The sequence below is a fragment of the Armatimonadota bacterium genome, assembly GCA_016789105.1.
Taxonomy (GTDB): Bacteria; Armatimonadota; Fimbriimonadia; order Fimbriimonadales; family Fimbriimonadaceae; genus UphvI-Ar2.
Map to the genome: position 1 here is coordinate 85,344 of JAEURN010000003.1, position 13,437 is coordinate 98,780.

12 protein-coding genes are annotated in these 13,437 nt (G+C 59.6%); 6 read left to right on the top strand and 6 right to left on the bottom strand.

The features are described from left to right. The first annotated feature begins 22 nt into the window (after positions 1–22). On the top strand, positions 23–2,248 hold the full coding sequence (locus JNM28_02410; protein ID MBL8067276.1) for a penicillin acylase family protein: 2,226 nt from the start codon (positions 23–25) through the stop codon (positions 2,246–2,248). 33 nt (positions 2,249–2,281) lie between these two features. Next, positions 2,282–3,610 carry a methylenetetrahydrofolate--tRNA-(uracil(54)-C(5))-methyltransferase (FADH(2)-oxidizing) TrmFO gene (gene trmFO / locus JNM28_02415; GenBank protein ID MBL8067277.1) on the top strand — a complete coding sequence of 443 codons (1,329 nt, stop codon included), beginning with the start codon at positions 2,282–2,284 and terminating at the stop codon, positions 3,608–3,610. Here trmFO and nhaA read toward each other — a convergent pair. Both nhaA and JNM28_02425 read right to left on the bottom strand, forming a co-directional pair. Next, positions 3,607–4,761, bottom strand: a complete 1,155-nt coding sequence (gene nhaA / locus JNM28_02420) for a Na+/H+ antiporter NhaA (GenBank protein MBL8067278.1) — start codon at positions 4,759–4,761, stop codon at positions 3,607–3,609. The two genes, trmFO and nhaA, sit on opposite strands and share 4 nt — an antisense overlap. Positions 4,762–4,836: 75 nt before the next feature. Next, positions 4,837–5,967, bottom strand: a complete 1,131-nt coding sequence (locus tag JNM28_02425; protein ID MBL8067279.1) for a phytanoyl-CoA dioxygenase family protein — start codon at positions 5,965–5,967, stop codon at positions 4,837–4,839. On the opposite strand from JNM28_02425, the gene JNM28_02430 reads away from it, so the two are divergent. After that, a complete protein-coding gene (locus tag JNM28_02430; GenBank protein MBL8067280.1) occupies positions 5,953–6,801 on the top strand; it encodes a M20/M25/M40 family metallo-hydrolase in 849 nt (282 codons plus the stop codon). The two genes, JNM28_02425 and JNM28_02430, sit on opposite strands and share 15 nt — an antisense overlap. A gap of 59 nt (positions 6,802–6,860) precedes the next feature. Further along, positions 6,861–8,000: a winged helix DNA-binding domain-containing protein gene (locus JNM28_02435; GenBank protein ID MBL8067281.1), complete on the top strand. Its 1,140-nt coding sequence runs from the start codon at positions 6,861–6,863 to the stop codon at positions 7,998–8,000. Here the strand turns inward: JNM28_02435 and JNM28_02440 are convergent. Next, positions 7,997–9,403 carry a hypothetical protein gene (locus JNM28_02440; GenBank protein MBL8067282.1) on the bottom strand — a complete coding sequence of 469 codons (1,407 nt, stop codon included), beginning with the start codon at positions 9,401–9,403 and terminating at the stop codon, positions 7,997–7,999. The two genes, JNM28_02435 and JNM28_02440, sit on opposite strands and share 4 nt — an antisense overlap. Before the next feature lie 162 nt (positions 9,404–9,565). Here JNM28_02440 and JNM28_02445 point away from each other — a divergent pair, with 162 nt between their 5' ends. Beyond that, a complete protein-coding gene (locus JNM28_02445; protein ID MBL8067283.1) occupies positions 9,566–10,069 on the top strand; it encodes a hypothetical protein in 504 nt (167 codons plus the stop codon). A gap of 3 nt (positions 10,070–10,072) precedes the next feature. Next, positions 10,073–11,323, top strand: coding sequence for an aminoacetone oxidase family FAD-binding enzyme (locus JNM28_02450; GenBank protein MBL8067284.1), 1,251 nt, complete (start codon positions 10,073–10,075; stop codon positions 11,321–11,323). On the opposite strand, the gene JNM28_02455 is transcribed toward JNM28_02450, so the two are convergent. From JNM28_02455 to selA, 3 genes are read right to left on the bottom strand one after another with little or no spacing between them, the layout of a single operon-like run. Then, the gene (locus tag JNM28_02455; GenBank protein ID MBL8067285.1) at positions 11,320–11,673 is read right to left on the bottom strand and encodes a hypothetical protein; all 354 of its coding nucleotides are present in this window, start codon (positions 11,671–11,673) and stop codon (positions 11,320–11,322) included. The genes JNM28_02450 and JNM28_02455 overlap by 4 nt on opposite strands. Continuing rightward, positions 11,654–12,130: a hypothetical protein gene (locus tag JNM28_02460; GenBank protein MBL8067286.1), complete on the bottom strand. Its 477-nt coding sequence runs from the start codon at positions 12,128–12,130 to the stop codon at positions 11,654–11,656. The genes JNM28_02455 and JNM28_02460 overlap by 20 nt, the downstream gene beginning before the upstream one ends. Continuing rightward, complete coding sequence (gene selA, locus JNM28_02465) at positions 12,127–13,437, bottom strand: L-seryl-tRNA(Sec) selenium transferase (protein MBL8067287.1); 1,311 nt, start codon at positions 13,435–13,437, stop codon at positions 12,127–12,129. Before selA ends, JNM28_02460 begins: the two co-directional genes overlap by 4 nt.

A 13,437-nucleotide genomic window follows, 5' to 3' on the forward strand; every position in this document is an offset into this window, starting at 1 on the left:
TCGCGGCTGGTAAAACCCAGGCATGCTTGCGCTGGGAATCGCCGCATTCGCCTTCCAATCCGCAACGGTCATCCGGGACGGTTTCGGCGTCCCCATGATCCATGCGGGATCGACGGTGGACGCTTTTCGATTGATGGGGAGGGCAGTTGCCGAAGACCGCCTATGGCAGCTGGAAATGTCCCGCCGAACCAGCCTCGGCCAAATGGCGGAGGTGCTCGGACCCGCCTATGAAGCCAGTGACCGGGCCACGCTGGCCAAACAGTACACCGCCGATGAATACGATGTGATGGTCGGTTCCGTCCCGCAGCCCATCCAGGAAGCTTGGCGGGCCTATGTTGCCGGTATCAACGACACGATCGACAAGCGGACAGCCGAAGGCACCCTCCCAGAGGGTTACCAAGCGAACGGGTTCCAACCCAGGCCATGGACCATGACCGACACCGCCGCGATCATGGTCAACCTAAGCCGCCAGTTTGGCCAGGGTGGTGCGGGTGAACTGCGCAACTACGCCATGGTCCAATATCTAAGAACCCGTCCTGCCATCAAAGACCGCGTTTTGGATGCCCTGGACGACCTAGCTTGGGCCAACAACCCCGACTCCCCTACCACGGTTGCCAAGCGGGACGACCTTGTCGCCTTCCCGCCAAAGATTTTCGATTTCTCACGAGAGGAGAGCGAAGCGCACCTGAAGGCACTGCCCCCCACCAACCTCCTCGAATTGGCCGGGGCTATCCGCCTTGCCAGCATGGAAGACCAAAAAATTGTCGCCGAAGCGAACTCTGTCCCGTTCAAATCCGGAAGCTACGCTGTCGTTGTCAGCCCCCGTCGGTCGTTGACGGGACAAGCGATGATCATGTCGGCACCCCAAATGGGCCACGCCACCCCGAGCATCGTCCACGAAGTCGCCATCGACACCCCCGACCTCAAAGTTGCCGGGATGGACGTGCCCGGAATTCCCGGGGTCATCATCGGATACTCGCCCAACGCCGCATGGGGCTTCACTTCTGGGGTCGCCGATTTGGAAGACATCTTTGTCTCCCCCCTGGCAAATGCCGACACCTACACCCACAACGGGCAAGAAACCCCATTCGAAAAAGTCAGTTTCACGCTCAAGGTCAAGGGCCAACCCGACAAAGAAGTCACCCAACTGCGGACAGTTTTTGGGCCCGTCCTCCTTAAATCCACGGGAAGCAAAGCGGTCTATTCGCTCAACTCGGCGTTTTGGAAGCGCGAAATCCAGGCGACGTCGGCCGTGTTCGACCTTTACACCGCCAAGGAACCGGCCGATTTCACCGCCTTCGCTGCCACGGTCCCCGTGAGTTTCAACCTGTTCTTCGCCACCGCCAAAGGGGATATCGGTTACCGATATTGCGGCCGGGTGCCGATCCGGGCCAAGGGGGTTGACCCCCGGCTGCCGACCATCGACACGCCGGCAAACCAGTGGCAAGGGTTTGTTGAGCCTTACCAAATGCCCAGGTGCGACAATCCCGAATCTGGGCTAATAACCAATTGGAACAACAAACCGGTAGCCTGGTGGCCCAACGGCGACACTCCCGTTTGGGGCAAATACTTCCGGGTCACCAACATCCGTCAAAACCTCGGTCAGGAGAAACTATCGGCCCAAGATGTGGCGAACATCGTCAAATCCAACGCCACGCAAGACGAGATGACCGCCGACGCCTTTGCCGAGCGGTTCAAGTCTGTGATCACCGGCCCCGACATGAACGATGCCCCCGGATTGCGGCAGTTGGCCGGATACAAAGGCAAAAACCTTGAGGGGGAAATCCCGCCGACGGTGTTTTACGCAGCGGTGGACCAACTCCGGCGTGAGCTCTTCCTCGACATATTCGGGAACTTCACATCGGACGCCCTGTTCAACCAAATCCTCCAGCCGGATGTGATGGTCGCGGCTTTGGACGGCAAAACCAAGATCGACTATCTAGCTGGTCGCCAAAAATCGGCCGTAATCTTCACCGCCCTTGGCAAAGCTCTGGATTCCCTCAACGAATCCCGGGGCAAAGACCTTTCGGCATGGGCTTACCGGGCACCGGTGTTGCGGTACGGAGGTTCTGAAACGGTGCCCTATAGCAACCGTGGAACATATATCCAGCTCACAGAATTCGGTCGCCTGTGGCCGTCGGCACGCTCAGTCGCGGCGCCCGGGGTCGCGGAATCGGGACCCAATGCCTTCAACCAAGTTCCTCTTGCACGCGGATTCACGTTCAAGCCGATGTGGGGATGGAAATGAGCCCCGATCCCTGACCCGCCACAATAGGAGGCCATGGTTCACATCGTCGGCGCCGGAATGGCCGGTTCGGAATGCGCGTTTGTTTGCGCCCAGGCCGGGCTTGATGTGACTCTCTACGAAATGCGCGGCGTGCAAAGCACGCCGGCCCACAAGTCGGATCAGTTTGCCGAGTTGGTTTGCAGCAACAGCTTCAAATCCCAAGACCCTTCCACTCCCGCCGGCCAACTCAAAGCGGAGATGCGCGCCCTCGGGTCGCTGCTGATCCCCTTGGCCGAAGAACATTCGGTGCCCGGAGGGTCGGCCCTTTGCGTGGATCGAGAAAAATTTGCCCAAGCGGTCACCCAAACAATTGAGCGCCATCCCAAGATCACGGTCAAACGCGAGGTTTTTTTGCCGGAGATGGCAGAAAGCACCTTGGCTAAAGGAGAACCTTTGGTGATCGCCACCGGACCCCTCACCAGTGAGGGGTTGGGCCGGTGGATCGCCGACTTGACGGGCCGCGAACACCTGTACTTTTACGATGCCGTCGCCCCCACGGTCGATGCCTCCACCCTCGACCGCGACATCGTCTTTGCCCAGAGCCGGTATGACAAAGGCGGCGGCGACGACTACCTCAACTGCCCTTTCAACAAAGAAGAATACGACGCCTTTGTCACCGCCCTCGTTGCGGCCGAACGGGTTCCCCTCAAGGATTTCGAAGACCCGAAATACTTTGAGGGGTGCAAGCCCATCGAGGAGATCGCCAGCAAGGGCCATGATTCCCTGCGATTCGGCAACTTCAAACCAGTAGGACTCCGCGATCCCCGAACCGGGCGGCGCCCGTGGGCTGCCCTGCAATTACGGCCAGAAAATCGTGAAAAGACACTTTATTCGCTGGTGGCTTGCCAAACCCGGATGAAGTGGGGGCCCCAGCTCGAAGTCCTGCGCATGGTGCCTGGGCTTCAAAACGCCGAGTTCGTCCGCATGGGCGTGATCCATCGCAACACCTACGTCGATTCGCCGCAGACCCTGACCCCCTGGCTCGAGTTCAAGGATCGCCCAGGGCTATTCTTGGCCGGGCAGATCACAGGCGTTGAAGGATACGTCGAATCGGCGGCAATGGGGATCTTTGTCGCCCACACGTTGATCCGCCGCGCCCATGGCTTGGAACCATTGCTCCCACCCCGTGCCTGTGCCTACGGATCACTGATCGATCATCTCAGCGATGCCGATACCGAACGGGAGTTCGCCCCAATGAACATCAACTGGGGACTCTTCCCTGACCCCGTCCCGGCAATCAAGAACAAAGGGGATCGGAAACTCGCAAAAATTGCCGCGGCCCAAGCAGGATCCTCTGTATGGATGGCCGATTTGGGGCTCTAGTCCGGCTCGCTGTCCCGGAAAACATAAAAGAGAGTCGCCGCCAACAACGCCGAAAGCAGGCTCCCACCTATCACCCCGACTTTGGCCAGTTCCTTCGTGTGCTCATCCGAATAGGCCAACCCGCCGATGAAGAGGCTCATCGTGAACCCGACCCCCGTCAGCGCACTAATCCCATAAAATTGCCCCCAACTCACATGTTGGGGCAACTCCGCAACTTTGGCTTTAATCAGAGCCCAACACAGGGCAAACACGCCCACCTGCTTGCCAACGAACAGCCCCAACAAAACCCCCAGGGTGACCGGCTCCTGAAAGTCCGCCGGACGCAGCCCGGTCACCGGCACCCCAGAATTGAAAAACGCGAAAATCGGCAAAACCCCATAGGCCACGGGAGTGTGGAGCGCATGTTCCAACTGGACCAGAGGCGAATCTTCATCGTCATTCCGGCTTCGGAGCGGAATGACCATGGCCAGCAGTACGCCGGCAATCGTGGCATGGACCCCCGATTGGTAAACCAGATACAGCAATGGCAATCCGGGTAGCAGGAACACCCACAAGCTTTTCACTCCCCGGTAAGCCAAAAACGCCAGTACGCCCAAAATCAAGAACGCGAGCCCCAAATGAATCCATGAAATCTGGGATGTGTAGAACGCGGCAATCGCCAAGACCGCCAAAAGGTCATCGATGATGGCCAACGCCGTCAAGAAGATCTTCAAGGAAATCGGCACCTTGTTGCCAAACAACGAAAGGATCCCCAGGCTGAACGCGATGTCGGTTGCCGTCGGAACCGCCCATCCCCTGATGTAGCCGCCTTCACCAAGGTTGAAAGCAACATAGATCAATGCGGGGACAAGCATCCCCCCGACGGCCGCCAAACCCGGCAGGAGGGCCCTTTTCATACTGGAGAGCTCCCCCTCGAAAATTTCACGCTTGATCTCTAAGCCAACGACCAGGAAGAAAATGGCCATCAGCCCATCGTTGACCAGCAGATGGAGGTCGATGGGGCCCACATGGGCATGTGTGAGCCCCTTATACCAACCGACAAGTGGCGAATTGGCCGCGACCATCGCCAAAAAAGCCGCGGCCATCAAAAAGACGCCCGAGCCTGCTTCGACCCGGACGTACTCGGCGGCTTGCATCAGCCGCTTGACCATTCGCTTGCCTATCAATAATCCGTTCCTACCCTAAGAAAATACTGCATTTCCGGACAAAAATCGTCAGCGTCCCAGTCATTCATGCGCTGGCGAGGGGCTTTGCAGGCATTCCAAGTGGAGTTCTTCGCCCTCAAACCGTCCACATTCGCCCCCGCCGACGGCTTCCTCGAGTTCGGCGACAGTGCCATCCATGCGCAAACAGGGGTGGTAAAAGCGGCTGACTTCGGTTGCCTCCGCTGTCACATAGTGCCCAATCAAGCACCTCCGGAACCGGTCGTGCGTGCGGTTCGGAAGGCTCCCATGGATCAATTGGCCGTGAAAAAACAGCACATCGCCCGGCGACATCACCACCGGCACGGCCTCCATCCCGGGAGGGATTGGCACCGTGACATCCGTGAAGCTTTCCCCTTGATCCGCTTCAACCGTGCAAAGGTTGGGCAGCACATGGCTTCCGGGAACCACCTGCAAACACCCGTTTGCCTCGTCGCAAGGATCCACCGCCATCCAGGCGGCGCAACAGCTGCCCGGCTGCGCAAGGAGGTAGAAGTTATCTTGGTGCAAGGCCTGGCCCCGCGCCCCCGGCGGCTTGTAATAGAACATGGTCTGGACAGCAATCGGCGATGCCCCGAGGATGTCCCGGAAAACCCGGTCTAACCGGGGATCCAAAAGCCAACCCAAACTCCGCTCATCCCACCGGTGCGGCATCATCTGCCGCGGGAACCTTTGCAATGGGTCGTCGTTGTGGCCGTCAGCCTCCCGGTAACCCGATTGCTGGGCATTCATTTCCATAAAATGGTTGCCCAGCAAAGCCACCTCGTCCCCGCCGAACAATCCCGGGGCCACCCAGTACCCGTTCTCGGAATAAAAATCTGCCGCCGCCACGCATCCATCGTACTCGGACTGTGCCAAATTAGCTCCATGGACTTTTTTGACATCGTGCGGGATTTGGACCAACCCGACCCCAAGCACTTGCGTGCCACGGTGGAGATGCTGGCCGCGTTCCCCACCCGTAATTCGGTATCCGATGGGCTCCGGCCAGCCTGTGAGGCCCTTGCCAACAAACTGGAGCCCTACAAAAGCCTGGATGTCCAACTTTGGGAATACACGCTCCCCAAAGGGCGGCGCGTGCCAGAAGACATGCCTGGCACCCAAGTTCTCGCCACCCTGACCGGTCGGCGAGAAAACCGGATCTTGATCGGAGGGCATATCGATAGCCTTAACCTGCAAATCAAGCCGGGCGAAGGGCCGGCACCGGGGGCCAACGACGACGCCAGTGGGGTGGCCGTCGCCGCCGAACTGGCAAGAGTTTTCGCCAACTCAACTTATCTGAACACGCTCTGCTTCATTGCCTTTTCCGGCGAAGAGCAAGGCCTACTGGGATCGGCGGACATGGCCGCCCGGGCCAAGAAGGACGGTTGGAAAATCGATGCCGTCCTCAACAACGACACCGTGGGATCCTCGTCCAACCTCAGCGGTCAAAAGGATGAGGGACGGGTACGCATCTTTAGCGAAGAAGCCGACACCCACAATTCGCGTGAGCTTGCCCGGTTTGCCGAACTCGTTATCCGGGAAACCCAAAAGGATTTCCGCGCCAAACTCGTCTTCCGGCGCGACCGGTTTGGCCGCGGGGGCGACCACACACCATTCGCCTCTAATGGGTTCAGCGCCGTCCGATTCATCGAAGTCCACGAAGAATTCACACGTCAACACACGCCCGATGACCGGGTCGAATTCATGGACTTTGAATATCTGGCACGAGTTGCGTCCGCCAATCTCGCCGTCATGGCTTCGCTGGCCAATGCCAATGACCCCCCCGCCGAACCCATGGTCAAGCGAGATCAAACCCACGACACGACCATCACGTGGAAAGCATCTCCCGGGGTGAAGTACGTCGTTTACCACCGCGAAACTACTTCCCCGGTGTGGGAGGGCGTGATCCCGGTGGGTGAAGCCGATTCCCATACCGTCAAGCTCGTCAACAAGGACGACCACATTTTTGCCGTCGGAGCTGAGTACGGCATCCCGATTGAAGCCAAGTGACCGCATCTGAACGACTCCGGGCATTCAGGTCGGCTTTGCAAGGCTTGGATGGATACTCCATGGCCGAGAGCGCTGCCGCCGCCGAACCCCACCTCATCCAACAAGGCTGGATTCGGGGCGTCGGGTCATGCACCCCCTATTTTCATTTCAGGAGTCGGGCCGGTCTTTCACGCACGCAGACCGACCAGGCGGTCTCCAACCTTGAGATCCTGGAACTCCCCGCCGCCCGCGCCTGCACCTACATCGTCCCCCGCCCGCACTTCGCCATCGCCTTGGCTCTTGCGCAACACCCGGCGGACGAACCCAAAATGGAAACTGGCGAAAGAAAGCTCGGCTTTACCTGGGAGCAGATCGAATCGCTCAAAGCAGCAGTGCTGGACGCCCTCGCCGACGGACCTGCCGATCCCCGCCAGCTCAAAGAAGCCCTTGGCGGCCGAGTGAAAAGCTACACTCCCGAAGGCAAAAGATACGGCATCACCACGGATCTCCCTGGAGCAATCCGACGCCTCCAGATCGAAGGCAAAATCCGGCGCATCCCCGCCGATGGCCGTCTCGATAACGATCGGTATTCCTACGCACTGTGGGAAGAAAACCCCCTCGCTGGTTTCGATCTCGACAAACGTGGGCTCCAAGCCAAAGTCGCAAGCCTCTACTTTGATTGGATCGGCCCCGCCACACTTGAAGAATTCGCCTGGTTCACCGGCTTTTCAAAGCGGGATGCCAAAGCGGCGATGGAATCCAACAACTTGGTGGAATGGCAGCCCGGATACTTCGCCTTTCAAACCCATCTTGACGCGATGGGCCAGCTCGAGGCTAGCTCGCACTCAAACCCCCATTTCCTCACCAGTCTCGACAATCTGATCCTGCTCACGCGGAACTTGACCCTGCACTTGGACCAAGAAGACAAGAACCGCGACATGATGGGCGACGGCAAGCCGGTTTCCGGCGGCAGTTTGACCGATCTGAGCAACCACGGCATTTTCGACCGGGGACGGCTGATCGGCGAGTGGGCTTATGACGAACCCAACCAGGAAGTCGTCTACACCGCGTGGGCGGGGGACAAAGACTTGATTGCACGGCGCGCCGCCGAAACCCAGGCGTTCATCCAAGGGCAACTCGGCGACGCGCGGTCGTTCACATTGGATTCGCCTAAATCCCGGCAAGCCCGGATCAACTGGCTCCGGCAGCAGTCAAACTAGCCGCCGGAAGTCGTTGTCCAGGTTTTGGCGGAGTTCCAGGCGGTGTTCATCGCGATTTCCGCATTCATGCTGCTGCCACTACCCGATCCTCCCCCGCCGCCAGACTGCTCGAACCCCGTAGACCCGATCCCCCACTCCGTCAAAGCCGCTTCGAACTGTTGGGCCATGGCGTACCGGGTTTCCAAGCTCCCTGCCGCCCATTTTTGACGCAAACCGGCGTATATCTTGGGTGCGTTGGCAATCAGCATTTGAAGCTGTGGATCCATCGTCGCCAGGTTCTGCAGGATCATCCCGCGGATCGCCATAACATTTTCCGCCGTCACTTCCTCCGTCGGTCTGCCTGCCCCCACCCACATGAATATCAGCATCTCCATTGTCGCGTCGATGTCGCCCTCGCTGATTTCGCGATCCCAGCCGTCTTTGGCCGGCTGACCCTTGGCTTGCGCAATGGCGTTCGACCGGCGGGAGATGGCATCCCACATCACTTGGGCGTAGCCGATTCCCATTTCGGCTCCGTTTTTGAACGCGTTTTCAAACACGGCCTTGCCTTCTTGGCGGCTCTGTTCGCGCTCCTCTGCCGTCCCGGTGGTCAACGTCTTTAGCAGGCTGGCCCCCTGCTCGGCCAGAATCCTTTTTCCTTCCCCATCGGCCAAATTGTAGTATTCGATGAACCGTTGCTGAGTTGCGGCAAACTCCGATTCCGTCAACTGGATGTCAAAGAGGATCTCGATCACCGTCACAAAATTGGCGACGCTCCCGTAGGTGAGGGGTGGTTCGCCTTGCGCAATCACGGTGCCCATCGGTTTCCGGGCGAAATTCGACTTCATTTGGCCCGTGGCTGCCGCCAGTGAATCCTTGTTGAACAAGCCGGATCCCCCACTTCCCGGGGTCTTTGATTCGATTTTAACTGTCGATTCCAGCCCTATGGCCAGGGCTTTGCCCTTGTCGTCGCCATTCCGCCACGAGGTGATTACAGCAACGGCATTGCGTTTCCCGATAGCGACAGTGATCCGGCCCGTCAACTTGACTCCTTCGTCGTCGGTAAAACCCAAGTCCATGAGCGCGCACTTGCGCCCGTCGAACGTTACTTCCGACCGCTTTTGGTTGGTCACCGTCCCCTCTCCTTGCAACGATTCGACGATAAATCCTAAAAACGCGTCGTTCACCGCCGCATATTGGCTGGATGGGATGTCGCCCCCCGCGCTTTGGACGAAGACGGTAACGTTCGCGGACTTCTCGTCGTTATGGTCGGCGAACTCGGTCAGGGCAAGGCCGTCGCCGAGATCGGTACGCTGAGCCGTCCACCCCTGCGGAACCGCGCAGGCAAACGCCCCTCCCGGATCGACATAGGAACCCGGCAACGAGGCCGACAGCAAGGCGGTTACAAGGAGTTTCGCGACCATGACGAAGAAATCTTACAGACTTTTGCCAAATATTTCAACCTAAATGTCTGTTCTTTACCACTCTTGTCTTTTTCCACCCACCAACAGTCCGGACTCCCACGTCTCCCTGCAACTTCCTTGCCCATCCTGGGATAAAATCGCCTTGCCGGTACCCGCAAGACAATGGCCAAAAAACCCTCCCCCTATTCCGACCAGCGCAAGAACATGGTCCTCATCGCCTATTGGTTCCTCATCCCTATTATCGGGCTGGGTTTGGCTTGTCCCCTGATCAACCAGGCCGTTGGGAGCAAGGCGCCTGATCTCACCCTCCCGCTCTTCCTCTTCGGGGCATCGGTGGTGTTCATAGGCCTCGGCGCCGCCATTGGCATCAAGCCGCTCATCGGGAGCCTTCAAGACCACAACGACTTCAAATCCGACGATGTGAAAGGCAAAATCCTCTTGACGGGGGCCCTGTTCGACATGTCCGCCCTGGCCGGCGTGGCCGCCTGGGCCATCTCCGGGGCTTGGTGGGTCTATGCGATCGGGACAGTGGCGTTGGCCTGCGTCGTCTTCTTTGCCCTGGTGCCCCATGTCAACAAACTGTACGACTTCTTGGAACTTCAACTTCAACGTCAAGAAGACGGCGGCACGGTTGCCGTGGCCAAAAAGACCAAGTACGAGCTTTAAGGCGTGAAACCGCCTGTAACCGTGATCGGTGGAGGGGCCGCCGGGATCCTGGCCGCATACCGCGCCGCCACACTTGGCGCCAAGGTGACCCTCTTCGAAAAAACCGATCGTCTCGGCACCAAAATCACGATCTCCGGCGGCGGCAAATGCAACATCACCCACGATGGGCCCATAACCCAAGTGCTTAAGGCTTTCCGCAATAACGAGGCGGAATTCATCCGGACGGCATGCCACCGCTTTCCCAACACCAAAATTGTCGGCATGCTGACCCACCGCGGGCTCCGGGTTTACACTCGTGAAGACGGACGGATCTTCCCCGTTGACCAGAACGCAAAGGACGTTGTCCGCATCTTGACCAGTTACCTCCAAGACGCCGAAGTCGAAGTGAGGCTCGAAACCCCGATCTCAGCGATCCTTGCCCAAAATGGAGTGGCGACGGGGATCCAGACGGCGGATGGGCCGATAGAATCCTCTCATGTCATCCTGTGCACCGGCGGCAGCAGCTATCCCAAATCTGGGACGACCGGCGACGGCTATAGTTGGGCGGCCACCCTCGGCCACACGGTTGTCCCCATCCGCGCCGCGCTCGCTCCAATGGATCTGCGGCCCGGAAGGGTTCAGGCAACTCCAGGCGTCGCCCTGAGGGATGTTGTGACAAGGGCCGCGCTGGCCAATGGAAAAATCATCGCCAAGTGGAGGGGGGACTTGTTATTCACCCACCACGGCGTGAGTGGCCCTTGTGCCCTGGGAATCAGCCGCGAAGTCGCGGACAACTGGGCGCACGGCCCCATCCGCATCGAAGTCGACCTTCTTCCCGACTCCCACCTCGACCAGGTCCAATCCAGCCTCGCCGACATCAAGTCCCGGCATTCTAACCGGTTGGTCGCCGCGTATCTCGAAACGCTTGCGCCCAAATCGGTGGTTCCCTTCTTGCTCCAATCGGCTGGGATCGATGATCAGGCCAAGTTCCAATCCACGGCCAAAAAACAACTCAACATCTTGGCCATCGTCCTCAAAAGCTGGCGGATCGGAGAAGTGGCCGATGTCGTGCTGGACAAGGGCGAAGTCGTCTCCGGAGGGGTCAGCCTCGACGAGGTGGATCCGGCGACGATGAGGTCTCATGTCGTCGCGGGGCTTTACCTGGCTGGCGAAGTCTTGGACATCGCGGGGCCAGTGGGAGGCTACAACCTCCAAGCAGCGTGGGCGACCGGCTGGGTCGCCGGGGAATCCGCGGCAACCGATTGGCTCAGTTAGTCTAGTTCCATAGGAATCACCACGGATTGGGCGTATTCCCAGGCGGCAAGGATTTCTGGCCGGCCGGCGACGGCCATACTCGGTGCCTTGCCTTGCCGCCAAGCGCCGGCACATGCCGAGACTTCCCGGTACAGATCCGGTTCCAGGATCGATTCCGCTCCTCGGGCCAGCGCCTGCGGCTGGCCGCCCAGCTGCCAAACGACGCCGAACCGCCAGCTCCACAAAACCTCTTCCGTAAGCCCCAAATGGTCGCCGGCCACCACAATAAAGGCTTGGACAGCATCGATCTCTGACCGGTTTGGCGATGCCGCAGCCAACTCCCGCAAGAGCTCAGCTTTCGGATTCGCCAAGCACATCGCCTTCTAGGTTGCTGACATCGGGCTCGGGTTGGGGGACAACCGCGATCAGCGCCGCCATGACCTCATCGGAAAAGGGCAATTCCTTGAGATTGCCCATCCGATCCAACGCCTCGTCGGCCGGGATCCGTTCTTGTTCCATCAACTCATCGAGCAGGAGCACGGCTTCGTGGGCGTCCAGAAGTTCGTCTTTTCCCCGCGCCATCCAGTCCCTCAAATAGGCTTTTGCCTGCTCCTCCAGTTCCCGGTCGGCGGGTTCCGGGTCGCCCGGAAATGCCTCCATGACTAAGACAAAGGTGGCCCAGCCAGATTCTTCTTCCGGTGCGGCCCCCATGGCCTTCCCCAGTTTGAGCGTCCAATCGCGGATCCGGACATACCGCAGCCAAACGGGGTTTTCGGCACCCAGCGATTTCATCCGTTCGCCCTCGGCCCGTTCGATGTCAAAGGTCATGCCCCATTCTCCCGGATTGCTGCGAGAATCCGTCGGGCCTCGGCAGTTTCGCGTTTGTTGGCGGTGCGAGGATCCAGCCAGATCTGCCCGCATTCTATTCGGCCAACCAATCCTCGACCCCTGAGCTTTGCCGCTAGTGCGGCGTCCCCCGTCCCCAACCCGAGCCGCCAGGTTGGGATCCCCACACCGGGGAACGAACCCCCGCCGAGTTCGGTGACGCCTTCTCGCACCTCCCCCACCCCCCATGCGCTTTTCAGCCTCTGGCAGTCCCGCCTGATGGAAGCCAATTCTCGGCTGCAGCTCTCCCAGACCGGGATCTCATGCTCGCTTCCCTCAAAATAGAGCCTGAGCGTTGCTTCAAGCCCGGCCAGGGTCAGCTTGTCGACGCGGAACGCCCGCGCCAAAGGGTGCCGCTTGCATTGCGCCACAAAATCGCTCTTGCCGACGATCAGCCCGGCTTGTGGCCCGCCCAAGAGTTTGTCCCCGCTGGCCAAGACAAGGTCCGCTCCGTCGGCGACGGCCTCGCGAATTGTCCGCTCTTTGGGCAACCCGTAGCGCGTCGTGTCCACCAGACATCCGCTGCCAAGGTCGTCTATGAACTGCCAACCGGCTTGGTGCGCCAAATCTGCGAGGTCTTTGGCTTCAGGCTGCGAGACAAACCCGATTTGGGCGAAATTGCTTTGGTGGCAGCGCAGGATGGCGCCCGACCCTTCCCCCATCGCCCGGGCAAAATCGGACAGGTGTGTGCGGTTGGTGCAACCCACGCCTTCCAACCGGCATCCGCTCATTTCAATGATGTCCGGCATCCGGAACTGCCCGCCGATTTCCACCATCTGTCCTCGCGAAAGCAAAACGGGCGAACCAGCGCAAACCGCCGCGAGGGCAAGGACGACCGACGCCGCACAGTTGTTGACGACCAAGGCGTCCTCAGCCCCCGTCAACTCTTGCAAAAGCCATTTGACATGGTCTTGCCGATCCCCTCGCTCGCCCGATTCCAGGTTGAATTCAACTGCCGCATGCGCACCGGCAACCGCCAGAGCCGCTTCAACCGCCCGTTTGGCGAGCCGGGCCCTCCCGAGTCCGGTGTGCAGAACCACGCCGCTCATGTTGATGACCGGTTTGAGGCTCGGCCCAACCCCATCGGCAAAGTGGCTCGATGCCGTCTCTTGGGCTCCGCCACCGGCAATTGCCAGACGTGCGGCGCGCACCGCGTAGGGGTGCAGGGCGGGGTCGTTGTTCACCGTCCGCGCCAATGCATCCACCGAAGGCGGTCGCCCCCCCTCAGACCCTCTTTCAGAGCTTGCCAT

Bases quoted from the DNA above. Each gene is read 5' to 3' on its own strand.
- JNM28_02410 (MBL8067276.1), top strand. From the start codon at position 23: ATGCTTGCGCTGGGAATCGCCGCATTCGCCTTCCAATCCGCAACGGTC.
- trmFO (MBL8067277.1), top strand. From the start codon at position 2,282: ATGGTTCACATCGTCGGCGCCGGAATGGCCGGTTCGGAATGCGCGTTT.
- nhaA (MBL8067278.1), bottom strand. From the start codon at position 4,761: ATGGTCAAGCGGCTGATGCAAGCCGCCGAGTACGTCCGGGTCGAAGCA.
- JNM28_02425 (MBL8067279.1), bottom strand. From the start codon at position 5,967: ATGCCCTCCGATCAAGATCCGGTTTTCTCGCCGACCGGTCAGGGTGGC.
- JNM28_02435 (MBL8067281.1), top strand. From the start codon at position 6,861: ATGGCCGAGAGCGCTGCCGCCGCCGAACCCCACCTCATCCAACAAGGC.
- JNM28_02440 (MBL8067282.1), bottom strand. From the start codon at position 9,403: ATGGTCGCGAAACTCCTTGTAACCGCCTTGCTGTCGGCCTCGTTGCCG.
- JNM28_02445 (MBL8067283.1), top strand. From the start codon at position 9,566: ATGGCCAAAAAACCCTCCCCCTATTCCGACCAGCGCAAGAACATGGTC.
- JNM28_02460 (MBL8067286.1), bottom strand. From the start codon at position 12,130: ATGACCTTTGACATCGAACGGGCCGAGGGCGAACGGATGAAATCGCTG.
- selA (MBL8067287.1), bottom strand. From the start codon at position 13,437: ATGGCAAGCTCTGAAAGAGGGTCTGAGGGGGGGCGACCGCCTTCGGTG.